This window comes from Kribbella sp. NPDC051586, from assembly GCF_044453965.1.
Taxonomy (GTDB): Bacteria; Actinomycetota; Actinomycetes; order Propionibacteriales; family Kribbellaceae; genus Kribbella.
The window spans coordinates 615009-629602 of the sequence record NZ_JBITDF010000001.1 but is presented as its reverse complement, the minus strand read 5'-3'; the positions used below and the strand labels follow the sequence as shown (position 1 = coordinate 629602).

The following is a 14594-nucleotide window of genomic DNA, read 5'->3' as shown; positions in this document are numbered from 1 at the left end:
CGCTCGTTGTGCGAATGTCGCCGGTTTCCCGGAAGGATGGGTGCATGCGTAAATTACTAACGGTCTTGGTGGGGTTCCTGATGGTGGTGCCGACCGTTGCCGCCGCGAAGCCTGACACCGGACGGCCCCCGCGGCCGTTGACGGTGATGACGTACAACATCCATCACGGCGCGGGGATCGACGGAGTGCTCGATCTCGAGCGGATCGCCGTACTGATCGAGAAGTCCGGGGCCGATGTGATCGGGCTCCAGGAGGTCGACCGGCACTGGGACGTGCGGAGCAACTGGGTGGACCAGCCGGCCTGGTTCGCCAAGCGGCTCAACATGCACTACGCGTACGCCGCCAACCTCGACCTTCCGCCGGTCAACCCGGGCGAGCCGCGCCGCCAGTACGGGACCGCGATCCTGTCGAAGTACCCGATCAAGGACTTCACCAACACGCTTCTGCCGCTCTACCCGACCGGTGAGCAGCGCGGTCTCGCGGTGGCGAAGATCAAGGTCCGTGGGGCCGACCTACGGTTCGCGAACACGCACCTGACCAGCAACAACAACGCCGAGCGGCTGGAGCAGGCGCAGAAGGTGGTCGAGCTGCTGAGCGGTTCGAGTACGCCGACCCTGCTCGTCGGCGACCTGAACGCGACGCCGGACGCGCCGGAGATCAAGACCCTGACCGCCGTGTACGGCGACACCTGGGCCGAGGTCGGCGACGGACCGGGCTACACCATCGAGGCCGGCAACCCGACCAAGCGGATCGACTTCCAGTTGCACAGTGCGGGGTTGAGCCCGGTCAAGGCCGCTGTGCCGGTGACTCCGGCCTCGGACCACCTCCCGGTGGTCGCCACGTTCGCCCTCCGCTGAACACCTGACGCGTCACCTGAACGCCCTCCGGCTCCGGCCGGAGGGCGTTTTCGCGCGCCCACCTGGGACTTCGCGGAATTACAAGCTTGTAGTTTGTCAAGTCGACACACGGGTGAAACAAAGTTACTTGTGTGAAAGCTGTTCCCATTGGGGCTGTAGGCAACTAGTGTCACGTATGTGGTCCAGGAGGACCAAAAGTTCACGAACCCTGGGGAAGGGGTTCGTGACCGGCGGAAGGAACGATCCCGATGCGGACGCCCCCCAGGGCCACGTCCGGCAGGCGGGTCGGGAGCACTGGGAAGACCGGTCGGGCAGGCAAAGCCCTGCTGTCCGGGGTGCTCGCGATCTGCTTGGCCGGCTCGATGGCGATGCCTACGCTCCCGGCCGAGGCTGCCAAGCCGAAGCCGCCGGTGATCCCGTCCAAGGCCGCGGTCGAGCGGGCCAAGCAGGCCGCCGCCTCGAAGGCCGGCCAGGTCGCCGCCATCGAGCGGCAACTCGCCGCGGCGAACGCGAGGCTCGAGCAGCTCGGCATCCAGTCCGGCATCGCCGACGAGGCCTACAACGGTGCCGTCTACCGGCTGCAGCAGGCCCAGGCCGAGGCGACCGCCGCCGCGGCCCGTGCGAAGGAGGCCGAGCAGACGCTCGCCGTCCAGCGGCAGCAGATCGGCCGCTTCGCCGCCGCGTCGTACCAAGGTGGTGGCGACGTCGCGAAGATCGCGCCGCTGTTCACCGCGAACGGTCCGCAGGATCTGCTCGACTCCGCCGGCGCCGCGCGCTCGGTATCGGCCGCGATGCAGGGCTCGTACCTGCGCTTCTCGGCGACCCAGGTGATGACCAACCTCTTCAAGGTGCAGGCCGATCAGGCGGTCGTGAAGGTGAAGAAGGCGGCCGACGAGGCCGCCAAGGCGAAGAAGGCGGCCGAGGCCGCGGAGGCGGCACAGTCCGCGGCCGTGACCGCGATCGGGGTGCAGCGCACGCAGTCGATCGCCCAGCTCGCCGTACTCCAGAACACTTCGGTGAAGGTTGCCGCCCAGCGGCAGCGGGGACTCGAGGAGCTTGCGCGACAACGGGCCGCCGCTCTCGCCGCGAGGAAGGCCGCCGAGCTGAAGCGCCGGATCGCCGCCCGCGAGGCCGCGGAGCGCCGTGCCGAGGCGGCCGAGCGGGCCCGCGAGGAGAAGGAAGCGCGGGAAGAGGCGAAGAAGAACCACGGCAAGAAGCCGCCGAAGCACAAGCCGTCCTCGCCGGGGCGCAACGACGACAACGACAACGGCGGCGGGCACAGCTCGGGCGGAGACGCGCACGACGCGATCAGCTTCGCGCTGAAGCAGCTCGGCGACATGTACCTGTGGGGCGCCACCGGGCCGTCGCGGTGGGACTGCTCGGGCCTGGTGATGGGCGCCTGGGAGCGGGCCGGGGTCCAGCTGCCGCACTACAGCGCCGCGCAGTACGAGCAGATCCAGCACATCGACGAGGACGACCTGCGGCCCGGCGACCTGATCTTCTGGGCCACCAACCCGAACGACCCGGCGACCATCCACCACGTCGCGATGTACATCGGCAACGGGCAGATGATCCACGCGCCGAGGACCGGGAAGCCGGTGCAGATCGCCAGCGTCTACTACTGGATCCCGCCGAACTTCTTCGGGCGTCCCTGACCTGCTTGTCTAGACCAGCCGGTGTCCGCCGTCGGCGTGTAGAACGGTGCCGGTGATGAATCCATTGCGTAGCAGGGCGATGATGGCGGCCGCGATGTCCTGGGTCCGGCCGATCCGGCCGACCGGGAGGCGCGCCGCCATCGCGGCCAAGGTGGCGGGCGCCGCGTCACCGGCGACGTCCTGCCAGATCGGGGTGTCGACCCAGCCGGGGGACACCACGTTGACCCGGATCGGCGCGAGCTCGACCGCGAGCGCCGCGGCGAGCGACGCCAGCGCGCCGTTGAGTGCCGCGAGCAACGATGCGCGTGGTCCGGGGCGGTACGCCGCGATACCCGAGGTGAACACGATCGAGCCCTCCGGTTCGAGCGCCGACGCGCCGTGCTTGGCGAGCAGCAACGGCCCGAGCAACTTGGAGTCGACCGCGGATCGCGCCGCGTCCACGTCGTACTTGCTGATCGGCTGGTAGGCGCCGCCGACGTCCGCGGCGGTGGTGACGATGTGGTTCACCTTGCCCGTGGTGGCGAAGAGCCGCTCGATGTCCGACTCGATTCCGAGGTCCATGGCAACGGTCTGTACGCCGAGCTCCCGGCGTACCGCTTCGAGCTTGTCGGGTGAGCGACCGGCGATCGTGACTTCGCTGCCTTGGGCAACGAGCTCCGCGGCGAGAGCGTGGCCCATGCCGGAGCTGCCGCCGACGATCACTACGTGTTCCTGCACTGAATCTCCTTCGGTGGTTGATGTTTCGAGCCAACCACCGCCGGTGTCAGTCCACCACGACCTGCTGCCTAACGATCGTTAGGCCGGGACTAACGACCATTGCCCGGAGCACTGGGTTGCGCGAGTCGATGCGCCAGACGGCGGCGTACCGGGCGATCAGCGGACGGCCTTCGATCGGTCGCCAGACGACGTCCGCGGTCGCGGCGCGACGGGATCCCAGACTGATGGCCGACCGGCGGACGAGCAGCGCCGAGCGGACTTGCGAGTGGCTCATGCTGATGTCGCTGAGCCGTACGCCGGGGCCGATGGCCCGGAGCGCGTCGTCGTGGAACTCCGGCGCCGCGGCCCGGGGGATCCAGATCAGCTCGAGGCCGGCCAGGTCGTCCAGCGTGAGCTCGGGCCGCGCGGCGAGCGGGTGGGTGGCGGTCAGCAGTACGCCGAGCTCCTCGTCCGCGAGATGTTCGGAAGTGATTGCCGGAGGCAACGTCAGTGGGGTGCGGACCAGGCCGAGGTCGATCTCGCCGGCAGTGAGCATCCGGAGCTGATCGGTGGTCGTGCCGGCCTCGAGGGTGACGGTGCTGTTCGGGAAGCGTTCGGTGGCGAGCTGTTCGAGCGCGGCGGGGAGCCGGCCGGGGACGCCGTTCAGCAGCCCGAGCCGGAGGACCGGTTCGTCCAGGCCGGCGGCCCGGCGCGTGTCCTTCAGCGCCAGGCCGGCCGCCTGGATCGTCTCCCGTGCGCGAGCCAGGAACACCTGGCCGGCCGGGGTGAGTTCGACGCCGCGGCTGTGGCGGATCAGCAGGGTGGCGCCGACCTCGCGTTCGAGCTGCTTGATCTGCTGGCTCAGGGTCGGGGTGGAGATGTACAGGCGTTCGGCGGCCCTGCCGAAATGCAGTTCCTCCGCGACGCCGACGAAGTACCGCATCTGCCGCAGCTCCACCCGTTGATTCTAGAGCGCTCAGGGGACGGCGATGAGTCTCCCGAGGTTGGCGCGGGCGTCGAGGGTCTCGTGGATGCGGGCGACGTCGGTGAGCGGGTGGGTGGCGTGGACGACCGGGCGGAGCTCACCGGACTGCCAGCGGCGGGTGACCTCGGCGATGTCGGCGCGGGCCTCGTCGGGGCGGGCCTGCTGCCAGCCGTAGAGGGAGACGCCGGTGAGGGTCCGCAGTTGCAGGCCGAGCACCGGTACGGCGGGGACCTCGGTGGTGATGGCGCCGTACGAGACCATCGTGCCGAGGGGTTTCACCAGGTCGAGGCCTTGGGTGAAGACCGTGCCACCGACGGCGTCGAGGACCGTGTCGACGCCGTCCGGGGCGAGGGCACTCACCTTCGCCGGCCACTCGGGGTCGGTCAGGTCGACGGGCTCGGCGCCCAGTTCCCGGATGAAGTCGAGCTTCTCCGGGCTGGACGCCGTACCGATGATCGTCTTGGGGTCGTAGAAGCGGGCGAGCTGGGTCGCGAGGTGTCCGATCGTGCCGGCGGCGGACTGGATCAGGACGGTGCCGCCGGCGGGGATGCGCCCGGACTCGAGCACGCGGAGGGCGAGCGGGGCGGTCAGCGACATCATCGTGGCCTCGCCCGGATCGGCGTCGTCGGGAATCGTGGCGAGGAAGCCGGCGTCTGCGACCGCGTAGTCGGCGAAGGCGTCCACGGTCAATGCCGAGACGCGCTGGCCGACGGCCACGCCGGGCGGGGTGTCAGGACCGAGCTTGACGATGCGGCCGACGACGTCGCCGGTGAGGGTGCCGGGGAGCGGGCGGTCCCAGGGCGAGCCGCCGCGGCGGAGTACGCCGTCGATCGCGTTCGCGCCGATCGCCTCGGCCTGGATCAGGACCTGGCCGGTGGCGGGTTCGGGTACGGCGACCTCCTCGAGCCGGAGGACTTCGGGGCCGCCATGGCGGTGGAAGCGCACTGCGCGCATTGTGGGATCTCCATATCGTGGGTTCAATAAATAATGGGTCATTCCCACGATAACGCCAGGCCCGAGGCTTGCCAATAGAGTTGGGGGGTGAAGAAGGCGCCGACGCATCGGCTGGCCGACCGGGTGCTGTGGGCGCTGGGTCGGGCGAGCCAGCAGTCCCAGCGGCTGGTCCGGCAGCACATGACGCAGGCCGGTGTCCGGACGCAGCACTACCACGTGCTGGCCAGCCTCGCCGACGACGGCGAGGCCGCTCAGGCGACCCTTGCCGACCGCATCGGCTTCGATCGCAGCGACCTGGTGACGCTGCTCGACGAGCTCGAGGAGCTGAAGTTCCTGGCCCGGCGGGTCGACCCCGCCGACCGGCGCCGCAAGATCGTGGCCATCACCCCGGCCGGCGAGAAGCAGCTGGACTCGATGGACCAACTCATCTACGCCGCCGAGGCGGACCTCCTGGAGCCCTTGACGGCAACGGAGCGCAAGACCCTGCTGGCGCTCCTGCGCCGGCTGTCAGCCGATCAGTGACCTTCGGTCTTCAGACGCTCGAAGGAAGCGGTGATCTCGGCCTCGGCGTCGGTGCGGCCGACCCAGGTGGCGCCTTCGACCGACTTGCCGGGCTCGAGGTCCTTGTAGACCTCGAAGAAGTGCTGGATCTCCAGCCGGTCGAACTCCGGCACGTGGTGGATGTCGCGCAGGTGCTCCTGACGCGGGTCACCGGCGGGGACGCAGAGCACCTTGTCGTCCGGGCCCTTCTCGTCGGTCATCCGGAACATGCCGATCGCCCGGGCCTTGATCAGGCAGCCGGGGAAGGTCGGCTCGGTGAGCAGGACGAGCGCGTCCAGCGGGTCGCCGTCCTGACCGAGGGTGTCCTCGATGAACCCGTAGTCGGACGGATACTGGGTGGCCGTGAACAGGGTCCGGTCCAGCCGGAGCCGCCCGGTCTTGTGGTCCAGCTCGTACTTGTTACGGGTGCCCTTGGGGATCTCGATGAAGACGTCGAACTCCATACGGCAGATACTGTCACGGTTCCGACCGACCGAATGACAGGAGCAGCCCGGTGGCACGACCTGCCCGTGCGGCATTCGTCACGCTACTCACCACGGCGCTGTGCACGAGCATGTGCGCCGGCCTGGTGAGCAGCGCACGCGCCGTACCCGGATCCGTCCGGACCACCCAGCAGGCACCGGCCGTCCTGGCTCCGGCGACGACCGAAGGGGTCGCGCCGACGACGGCCGGCGTCGGCAAGGCGCTCGCCGCCATCCTCAAGGACCCGTCGCTCGGCCCGCACCACGGTGTCTACGTGTACGACGCCTCGCGCGGCAAGGCGGTGTTCTCGGTCGGAGCGGCCACGCCGTACACACCGGCCTCGACGCTGAAGCTCCTGACCACCGTTTCGGCGCTGTCGACCCTCGGGCCGGACCACACGTTCGCCACGAAGGTCGTGAGCGCCGGCAAGGGCTCGATCGTCCTGGTCGGTGGTGGTGACCCGCTGCTCGCTGTGAAGCAGGCGCCGGACTACCCGGCTCGTGCGACTCTCCAGACGCTCGCTGCGAGTACTGCGAAGGCCTTGAAGGCGCAGAGCGTCACCCGGGTCACCCTCGGGTACGACGCCTCGCTGTTCACCGGTCCGGCGGTCAACGCGAACTGGGAAGCCAACTACGTCCCCGAGGGGATCGCCGCGCCGACCACGGCACTGTGGGTCAACGAGGGCCGGCTCTCGCCGGGAATGGCGAAGCGGTCGACCTCGCCGGCTCAGGCAGCCGCCACCTCGTTCTCGAAGCTGCTGGGCACCTATGGGATCACTGTGGCCCCGACCGTCAAGGCTGCGACGGCTCAGGCGAAGGTCGCCCCGCTGGCGCAGGTGAAGTCGCCGACGCTCGGGCAGATCGTCGAGTACATCAACCAGCACAGCGACAACGACGGCGCCGAGGTGCTGCTGCGGCAGGTCGGCATCGCGACGGGCAATGGCGGCTCGTACGTCGGCGGCGTCAAGGGCGTGCGCGCCACGCTCACCAAACTGGGCCTGGACGTCAGCAAGGCCCGTATCTACGACGGCAGCGGTCTGACCCGGGCTAACAAGGTCCCGCTCGACCTGCTCGCCGGTGCGGTCCGGGTGGCGATCTCCAAGGACCACCCAGAGCTGCGGCATCTCCTCTCCGGACTTCCGGTCGCCGGCTTCAACGGCAGCCTCCGGGAGCGTTTCACCACCGCGGGGACCAGTCCGGGGACCGGACTGGTCCATGCGAAGACCGGGACGCTCACCGGTGTCCACAGCCTGGCCGGGTACGCCCGCGACCGCTCCGGCACGCTGCTGGTGTTCGCGGTCGCGAGCGACAGCGTCCCGGTCCCGAAGACCCTGGATGCCCGCGCTGCGCTGGACCGGACCACCGCCGCCTTGGCCAACTGCGGCTGCTGACCAAGCGGCTGACCAGCAGCGCATGTTGGGACATAGCACTAGGGTCGTTGTATGAGTACGGCTGAAGGCGGGACCGCGACCGAGATGGTCGACTGGCAGCTGGCTACCGGTGTGGCGCGGAAGTTGCTGCGCCCGGGTCCGGCGGTCAGCCGTGCGGAGGCGGACCAGGTGGTTGCCGAGCTGCGGCAGTTCGCGGCCGAGTCCGAGGGGCACGTGCGCGAGTTCACCGGGCTGCAGGCCACGTCGGCCACGGCGCCGGTGGTGATCGTGGACCGGCCCGGCTGGGTGCAGGCGAACGCGGACGGCTTCCGGACCGTGCTGCAGCCGCTGGCGGACAAGCTGCGCGAGAAGGCGGACCGGACTCCCGGTCTGTCCTCGGCGGTCGGCTCACGGGTGACGGGGATCGAGGCCGGCGCGCTGCTCGCGTTCCTGTCGTCCCGGGTGCTCGGTCAGTTCGACCCGTTCTACCCGGCGCAGCCGGACCCGGACAGGCCCAATCTGACCGGTCGGCTGTTGCTCGTGGCGCCGAACGTGATGCACGTGGAGTCCGAGCTCGGCGTCGTACCGCGTGACTTCCGCCTGTGGGTCTGTCTGCACGAGGAGACGCACCGGGTGCAGTTCACCGCCGTTCCGTGGCTGCGGGATCACCTGCGGTCGGAGATCGCCCTGTTCCTCGACCAGGCCGAGCTGGACGCGTCGGCGTACGCGGCGATGTTCCGCGAGGCCGTGCAGCGGCTGGGTCGGTCTGTGCGTGGTGAGGCCGAGCTGAGCCTGGTGGACCTGATGCAGTCGCCGGAGCAGCGTGCGGTGCTGGACCGGCTGACCGCGGTCATGTCGTTGCTGGAGGGCCACGCGGACTTCGTGATGGACGGGGTCGGGCCGTCGGTCATCCCGACGGTGGAGAACATCCGGTCCAAGTTCACGTCGCGGCGGCAGAGCGGCAACCCGGTGGACCAGCTGCTGAAGCGGCTGCTCGGCCTGGACGCGAAGCTGCGGCAGTACAAGGACGGCGCCGCCTTCGTCCGTCGGGTGGTCGACCAGGTCGGCATGGAGGGCTTCAACCGGGTCTGGACCGGCCCGAACACGCTGCCGACCAAGACCGAGATCGCGAACCCCGATGCCTGGGTCACCCGACTCCACGGCTGAGCCGGCCGGGTCGGCTCAGTCGGCTCAGTCGGCCGAGTCGGCTGTGCAGGAGCTGGTCGAGCGCAGGAAGGGAAAGCTGCATCCGGCCATCGCCCGCGCCCGGGAGGCAGTGCGGGCGACGCTGGCCGAACTACCGCAGGGCACGACCGTCCTGGTCGCCTGCTCAGGCGGCACGGACTCGCTCGCCCTGGCCGCCGCTACCGCCTTCGAGGCGCCCAAGCTCGGTCTGCGCGCCGGAGCGGTCGTCGTCGACCACGGTCTGCAGGCTGATTCGAGTCATGTCGCGGAGACGGCCGCGGAGCAGTGCCGGACGCTCGGGCTCGACCCGGTCCAGGTCCGACCGGTGGAGGTCGGCACGGAGGGCGGTCCGGAGGGCGCGGCTCGCACAGCCCGGTACGACGCTCTGCGTGATGCGGCCGACGAGCTGGGAGCAGACGTAGTGCTGCTGGCCCACACCCGTGACGACCAGGCGGAGACGGTCCTGCTTGGTCTTGGGCGTGGGTCCGGGGGTCGATCGCTGGCTGGGATGGCTCCCGCGGTCGGTCGGCTGCGGAGGCCGTTCTTGGAGGTACCACGAGCTACTACGGCGGCAGCGTGCATCGCGTCTGGGCTCCGGCCGTGGCACGACCCGCACAACGACGACCCGCAGTACACGCGGGTCCGGGTCCGGCATGAGGTGCTGCCGGTCCTCGAGGAGGCGCTGGGACCGGGTGTGGTCGAGGCGCTGGCCCGTACGGCGGGACTGCTCCGGGCGGACGCGGATGCGCTCGACCTGCTCGCTGCGGACGTCGCCGAGAGCGCATTGGGTCGTGCCGAGGGCGAGGTGCGCGCGGAGATCGGCGTACTCACCGACGAGCCCGCCGCGATCCGGACCCGGGTGCTGCGCCAGGCCGCACTGGAGGCCGGCTGCCGGGCCACCGACCTGACGGCCGGACACATTGCGTCCGTCGAGGCATTGGTCACCGACTGGCGCGGCCAGCGGTGGATCGACCTGCCCCAGGGCATTCGCGCGATCCGCAAGGGCGGATTCATCATCCTCGGTCCGGATGTGACAGGCTGAGGGCCGTGGACGCGGCGGACATCGAGAAGGACCTGACCAAGATCCATTACACCGAGGACGAGATCCTCGCGAAGCTGCGGGAGCTGGCAGCGCGGATCGAGGCCGACTACGAGGGCAAGGACCTGCTGCTGGTCGGTGTCCTGCGTGGCGCGGTGATGGTGATGGCCGACCTGGCCAGGTCGTTCAGCCGGCACGTGGAGATGGACTGGATGGCCATCTCGTCGTACGGCTCGGGGACCAAGTCGTCGGGCGTGGTGCGGATCCAGAAGGACCTGGACACCGACATCACCAACCGGCACGTGCTGATCGTCGAGGACATCATCGACACCGGGCTCACGCTGAGCTGGCTGGTCAGCAACCTGGAGTCACGGAAACCCGCCTCGCTGGAGCTGTGCACGGCCTTCGTGAAGCCGGACGCCGCGAAGATGCGGGTCCCGGTCAAGTACGTCGGCCTGGAGCTGCCGGACGAGTTCGTGGTCGGTTACGGCCTGGACTACGCGGAAAAGTACCGGAACCTGCGCTGCGTGGCGACGCTGGCCCCGCACGTCTACTCCTGACCGGCTCCCACAAGGCAGACTTGGTGACGGCCTGTACAACGGGTCGTACTGTCCTTTGGTGACCCTCGTGCTGTGTTGTCTTGTGCGACACGAGACACTTGGACTGGTATTACCGTCACAAGCCCGCCATACCCGGGCCTGCCGAGCTAGGAGGGACGGGGCCTAGGCCCCGATCATGGACGTGAAGCGCATCTTCCGCGGACCCCTGTTCTGGATCGTCGTCGCCTTCCTGGGCGTACTGGTGATCGGGCAGCTCCTGACCGGCTCGACCGGATACAAGACCGAGGCGACCGGCCAGGTCGTGCAGCTGATCCAGCAGGCCAAGTCGTCGAGCGACAAGACGATCAAGTCGGTGACGCTGATCGATCCGGACCAGGAGATCCGGGTCGAGAAGACCGACGGCACCAAGCTCCGGGCACACTGGGTCGACGGCCAGGCCGAGACGCTCGGCACCGACCTGCAGAGCCTGTTCCAGGACGGCAAGATCGAGCGGTACGACGTCGAGAACCCGAAGCCGAGCTTCATCGGCCAGGTGTTCTCCACGCTGATCCCGTTCCTGCTGATCGCGGTGGTGTTCATCTTCCTGATGAACTCGATGCAGGGCGGCGGCTCGCGAGTCATGAGCTTCGCCAAGTCGAAGGCCAAGCTGATCACCAAGGACACCCCGAAGACGACGTTCGCCGATGTGGCCGGCGTCGACGAGGCGGTCGAGGAGCTCGGCGAGATCAAGGAGTTCCTGCAGGAGCCGGGCAAGTTCCAGGCGGTCGGGGCGAAGATCCCGAAGGGCGTCCTGCTCTACGGTCCGCCAGGCACCGGCAAGACCCTGCTGGCCCGTGCGGTCGCCGGTGAGGCCGGTGTGCCGTTCTACTCGATCTCCGGCTCGGACTTCGTCGAGATGTTCGTCGGTGTCGGCGCCTCCCGGGTCCGGGACCTGTTCGAGCAGGCCAAGACCAACTCCCCGGCGATCGTGTTCATCGACGAGATCGACGCCGTCGGCCGGCACCGTGGTGCTGGCCTCGGCGGTGGCCACGACGAGCGCGAGCAGACGCTGAACCAGCTCCTGGTCGAGATGGACGGCTTCGACATCCGCGGTGGTGTGATCCTGATCGCGGCCACCAACCGGCCCGATGTGCTCGACCCGGCACTGTTGCGGCCCGGCCGCTTCGACCGGCAGATCGCCGTCGACGCGCCCGACCTGCCCGGCCGGGAGAAGATTCTGAAGGTGCACTCGCGCGGCAAGCCGATGGCGCAGGACGTGGACCTGACCGCGGTGGCCCGCCGGACGCCGGGTATGACCGGCGCCGACCTGGCCAACGTGCTGAACGAGGCGGCCCTGCTGACCGCCCGGTCGAACGCGCAGCTGATCGACAACCGGGGGCTGGACGAGGCCATCGACCGGGTCATCGCCGGCCCGCAGCGCCGCAGCCGGCTGATGTCGGACAAGGAGAAGGTGCTCACCGCGTACCACGAGGGTGGACACGCGCTGGTCGCCGCGGCGCTGCCGCACTCCGACCCGGTGCAGAAGGTGACGATCCTGCCGCGTGGCCGCGCGCTCGGCTACACGATGGTGATGCCGGACGAGGACAAGTACTCGACCACCCGGTCGGAGATGCTCGACAAGCTGGCCTACATGCTCGGTGGCCGCGCCGCCGAGGAGATGGTCTTCCACGACCCGACCACCGGCGCGAGCAACGACATCGAGAAGGCGTCGGCGCTGGCCCGGGCGATGGTCACGCAGTACGGCATGACCGAGCGGCTCGGCGCGATCAAGTTCGGCCAGGACGGCAGCGAGCCGTTCCTGGGCCGCGACTTCGGCAGCCAGCGGAACTACTCCGAGGAGATCGCGGCCGCGGTCGACGAAGAGGTCGGCAAGCTGATCCTGAACGCGCACCAGGAAGCCTTCGACATCCTGGTCGACAACCGCGCGGTCCTGGACCATCTGGTCGAGGAGCTGCTCGAGAAGGAGACGCTGGACAAGCACCAGATCGCCCGGATCTTCGAGCCGGTGATCATGCGGGAGCGTCGGCCGGCCTGGACCGGCTCGTCCACCCGGGTGCCGTCGGACCAGCCGCCGGTGATGCCGACCGGCAGCAACGGCTCGACCCGCGCCGAGCAGAACGGCTCGCTGCACGACGTGCTGCCGGGCGGCTCGGTCGGTCCGGACGAGGCGATCCGGCCGACGGACTACGGCAGCGGACCCACCCCGCCGAACAAGCAGTAACCAGCACGACGCCGCCACCCATCGGGTGGCGGCGTCGCTGTTTGCGGCGCCGAAATTACAGTGGCCGGATGACCTCACCGAAATTCGACCACGCGCGGGCCGAACGGGCCGTGCGCGAGCTGCTGTTCGCGATCGGGGAGGACCCGGACCGCGAGGGGCTGCGGGACACACCGGCCCGGGTGGCCCGCTCGTACGCCGAGATCGCGGCCGGGCTCGGTCAGAACGCCGAGGACGTGCTGACGACCACGTTCGCGCTCGAGCACGACGAGATGGTGCTGGTGAAGGACATCGAGGTCTGGAGCCTGTGTGAGCACCACCTGGTCCCGTTCACCGGCGTCGCGCACGTCGGGTACATCCCGAGCCGCGACGGCCGGATCACCGGCCTGTCGAAGCTGGCCCGACTGGTCGACGTGTACGCGAAAAGGCCGCAGATCCAGGAACGGCTGACCACCCAGATCGCCGAATCGCTGGTCGAGATCCTCGAGCCGCGCGGCGTGATCGTGGTGATCGAGTGCGAACACCTGTGCATGACCATGCGCGGTGTCCGGAAACCGGGCGCGAAGACCATCACTTCCGCGGTGCGCGGCCAACTGCGCAATCCCGTCACCCGCGCGGAGGCGATGAGCCTGATCGTCGGCTGAGCCGTAGCCCCGTGCGCCCTGCCTTCGTTGAAGTTTGAGAGTCCGGCACTATGGACATTCTGTCGCTGAGCGTTTACTTTCCGTAGTGGCACTCGGCCAACGGGGATCAGGTGCCGGTGTGAGGAGGACAGGATGTCGGGGCGTTTTCGGGTCGGCGCCGCATTGGCCGGAGTCGTCGTCCTGACGACCGCCGGGCTGGTTGCGGCGAACTGGGCCACCGCCGACACGCGGAGCAGGACCGGGCAGCCCACCTCGCCCGCCAAGAAGTCCGCCGGGAAGACCACCGAGGATCCGCTCGTCGCGGAGACCCTGGACTCGCAGCTCGGGTCCGACTCGGGCGTGGTCGGCAGCTACTACGACGACACCGGCAAGCTCATCGTGGCCGTGTCCGACCTCGCGACGGCGCAGCTGGTCCGTCAGATCGGCGCGATCCCGCGCCTGGTCCGGTTCACCGCCCACCAGCTCAACGCCGTACAGGGCGAGCTGAACAAGCTGGCCGTCACGTCGAGCGCCGGCAAGGTCCGGTCCTGGTACGTCGATCCCGTCTCGGGCACCGTCGTCGTATCGGTGCCGAAGGGCGCGCACGACTCGATCACCAACCGGTTCCTGTCCCGCGCCGTCGCGAACGGCGAGCGGGTGACGGTCCGCCAGGTGACGGGGACGATCCGGACGACCGCGGACGACTTCAGCCTGCGCGGCGGCGTGCAGGTGGACAAGAACACCGGGTACGTCTGCTCGCTCGGCTTCAACGCCCGGACCCGCAAGGGCACGCGGATCTTCCTGACCGCGGGGCACTGCACGGCGGGCAAGCCGTCGTTCAGCCGGAACGGGTACATCCTCGGCAACACCTACACCTCGAGCTTCCCGGGGAACGACTTCGGCTCGGTCGGCGTGATCGAGGGCTGGGACCAGCAGGGGTACGTCGAGGGCTGGGGTGCCGGCAACGTCGCGGTCAAGGGGCTCGCGGACGCCACGGTCGGATCGACGCTGTGCAAGTCGGGCAAGAGCACCGGGTGGACCTGCGGACGGATCGTCGCGCGCAACGTCACGGTCAACTACGGCAGCAACCGCATCGTCCGTGGGCTGTTCCAGCACACCGCCTGCGTCGAGGCAGGTGACTCCGGCGGCGCGAACATGACCGGGAACTACGCCCAGGGGATCACCAGCGGCGCGGCCCTGATCAACGGCCAGTGCCTGGAGAAGTCCGGCCGGACCAACGAGTCCTACGCCCAGCCGATCGCCGAGGCGCTCCAGTCGACGCAGTCCCGCCTGATCCTCGCCAACTGAGGATCGAGCACCGCCGCTCCACTCCCGCCGCCGGCGAAATGTGCGGCTGGTTGCTGGAGTGGGGGATAGGCCTACTACGGTGTGTGGGTGGGAAACGGATCGCGGGTTCACGTGGACGGGCT

At 69.2% G+C, this 14594-nt stretch carries 14 protein-coding genes; 10 read left to right on the top strand and 4 right to left on the bottom strand.

What is annotated here, in order from left to right; translation table 11 throughout:
- The first annotated feature begins 44 nt into the window (after nucleotides 1–44).
- Together ACIA58_RS03185 and ACIA58_RS03180 are read left to right on the top strand one after the other, a co-directional pair.
- The gene (locus ACIA58_RS03185) at nucleotides 45–857 is read left to right on the top strand and encodes an endonuclease/exonuclease/phosphatase family protein (RefSeq protein WP_396401937.1); all 813 of its coding nucleotides are present in this window, start codon (nucleotides 45–47) and stop codon (nucleotides 855–857) included.
- Between the two features lie 248 nt (nucleotides 858–1105).
- Nucleotides 1106–2512, top strand: coding sequence for an NlpC/P60 family protein (locus ACIA58_RS03180; protein ID WP_396401936.1), 1407 nt, complete (start codon nucleotides 1106–1108; stop codon nucleotides 2510–2512).
- A 9-nt stretch (nucleotides 2513–2521) separates the two neighbouring features.
- Here ACIA58_RS03180 and ACIA58_RS03175 read toward each other — a convergent pair whose 3' ends face one another.
- Genes ACIA58_RS03175 through ACIA58_RS03165 form a run of 3 tightly spaced genes read right to left on the bottom strand, consistent with a single transcriptional unit; the run spans nucleotide 2522 to nucleotide 5147 of the window.
- Complete coding sequence (locus tag ACIA58_RS03175; RefSeq protein ID WP_396401935.1) at nucleotides 2522–3229, bottom strand: SDR family oxidoreductase; 708 nt, start codon at nucleotides 3227–3229, stop codon at nucleotides 2522–2524.
- Nucleotides 3230–3275: 46 nt separating this feature from the next.
- Nucleotides 3276–4166: a LysR family transcriptional regulator gene (locus ACIA58_RS03170; protein ID WP_396401934.1), complete on the bottom strand. Its 891-nt coding sequence runs from the start codon at nucleotides 4164–4166 to the stop codon at nucleotides 3276–3278.
- Between the two features lie 18 nt (nucleotides 4167–4184).
- Nucleotides 4185–5147 (bottom strand): zinc-binding alcohol dehydrogenase family protein, encoded by a 963-nt coding sequence (locus tag ACIA58_RS03165; RefSeq protein WP_396401933.1) that lies wholly within the window; start codon nucleotides 5145–5147, stop codon nucleotides 4185–4187.
- 87 nt (nucleotides 5148–5234) lie between these two features.
- On the opposite strand from ACIA58_RS03165, the gene ACIA58_RS03160 reads away from it, so the two are divergent.
- Entirely contained in the window at nucleotides 5235–5669 is a 435-nt protein-coding gene (locus tag ACIA58_RS03160; protein ID WP_396401932.1) for a MarR family winged helix-turn-helix transcriptional regulator, read from the top strand.
- On the opposite strand, the gene ACIA58_RS03155 is transcribed toward ACIA58_RS03160, so the two are convergent.
- Complete coding sequence (locus tag ACIA58_RS03155) at nucleotides 5663–6151, bottom strand: inorganic diphosphatase (protein ID WP_350866722.1); 489 nt, start codon at nucleotides 6149–6151, stop codon at nucleotides 5663–5665. The two genes, ACIA58_RS03160 and ACIA58_RS03155, sit on opposite strands and share 7 nt — an antisense overlap.
- Nucleotides 6152–6201: 50 nt before the next feature.
- Between ACIA58_RS03155 and dacB the strand changes: the two genes are divergently transcribed.
- From dacB to ACIA58_RS03120, 7 genes are all read left to right on the top strand, one after another.
- Nucleotides 6202–7560, top strand: a complete 1359-nt coding sequence (gene dacB / locus ACIA58_RS03150) for a D-alanyl-D-alanine carboxypeptidase/D-alanyl-D-alanine-endopeptidase (protein WP_396401931.1) — start codon at nucleotides 6202–6204, stop codon at nucleotides 7558–7560.
- A gap of 51 nt (nucleotides 7561–7611) precedes the next feature.
- The gene (locus ACIA58_RS03145) at nucleotides 7612–8706 is read left to right on the top strand and encodes a zinc-dependent metalloprotease (protein WP_396401930.1); all 1095 of its coding nucleotides are present in this window, start codon (nucleotides 7612–7614) and stop codon (nucleotides 8704–8706) included.
- On the top strand, nucleotides 8678–9766 hold the full coding sequence (gene tilS / locus ACIA58_RS03140) for a tRNA lysidine(34) synthetase TilS (RefSeq protein WP_396401929.1): 1089 nt from the start codon (nucleotides 8678–8680) through the stop codon (nucleotides 9764–9766). Before ACIA58_RS03145 ends, tilS begins: the two co-directional genes overlap by 29 nt.
- Before the next feature lie 5 nt (nucleotides 9767–9771).
- A complete protein-coding gene (hpt, locus tag ACIA58_RS03135; RefSeq protein WP_396401928.1) occupies nucleotides 9772–10323 on the top strand; it encodes a hypoxanthine phosphoribosyltransferase in 552 nt (183 codons plus the stop codon).
- Between the two features lie 175 nt (nucleotides 10324–10498).
- Entirely contained in the window at nucleotides 10499–12544 is a 2046-nt protein-coding gene (ftsH, locus tag ACIA58_RS03130) for an ATP-dependent zinc metalloprotease FtsH (protein WP_396401927.1), read from the top strand.
- A gap of 68 nt (nucleotides 12545–12612) precedes the next feature.
- Entirely contained in the window at nucleotides 12613–13185 is a 573-nt protein-coding gene (folE, locus tag ACIA58_RS03125) for a GTP cyclohydrolase I FolE (protein ID WP_396401926.1), read from the top strand.
- Nucleotides 13186–13317: 132 nt separating this feature from the next.
- Complete coding sequence (locus tag ACIA58_RS03120; RefSeq protein ID WP_396401925.1) at nucleotides 13318–14472, top strand: S1 family peptidase; 1155 nt, start codon at nucleotides 13318–13320, stop codon at nucleotides 14470–14472.
- The last annotated feature ends 122 nt before the right edge of the window (nucleotides 14473–14594 follow it).

Bases quoted from the DNA above. Each gene is read 5' to 3' on its own strand.
- ACIA58_RS03185 (WP_396401937.1), top strand. From the start codon at position 45: ATGCGTAAATTACTAACGGTCTTGGTGGGGTTCCTGATGGTGGTGCCG.
- ACIA58_RS03180 (WP_396401936.1), top strand. From the start codon at position 1,106: ATGCGGACGCCCCCCAGGGCCACGTCCGGCAGGCGGGTCGGGAGCACT.
- ACIA58_RS03165 (WP_396401933.1), bottom strand. From the start codon at position 5,147: ATGCGCGCAGTGCGCTTCCACCGCCATGGCGGCCCCGAAGTCCTCCGG.
- ACIA58_RS03155 (WP_350866722.1), bottom strand. From the start codon at position 6,151: ATGGAGTTCGACGTCTTCATCGAGATCCCCAAGGGCACCCGTAACAAG.
- ACIA58_RS03145 (WP_396401930.1), top strand. From the start codon at position 7,612: ATGAGTACGGCTGAAGGCGGGACCGCGACCGAGATGGTCGACTGGCAG.
- tilS (WP_396401929.1), top strand. From the start codon at position 8,678: ATGCCTGGGTCACCCGACTCCACGGCTGAGCCGGCCGGGTCGGCTCAG.
- ftsH (WP_396401927.1), top strand. From the start codon at position 10,499: ATGGACGTGAAGCGCATCTTCCGCGGACCCCTGTTCTGGATCGTCGTC.
- folE (WP_396401926.1), top strand. From the start codon at position 12,613: ATGACCTCACCGAAATTCGACCACGCGCGGGCCGAACGGGCCGTGCGC.
- ACIA58_RS03120 (WP_396401925.1), top strand. From the start codon at position 13,318: ATGTCGGGGCGTTTTCGGGTCGGCGCCGCATTGGCCGGAGTCGTCGTC.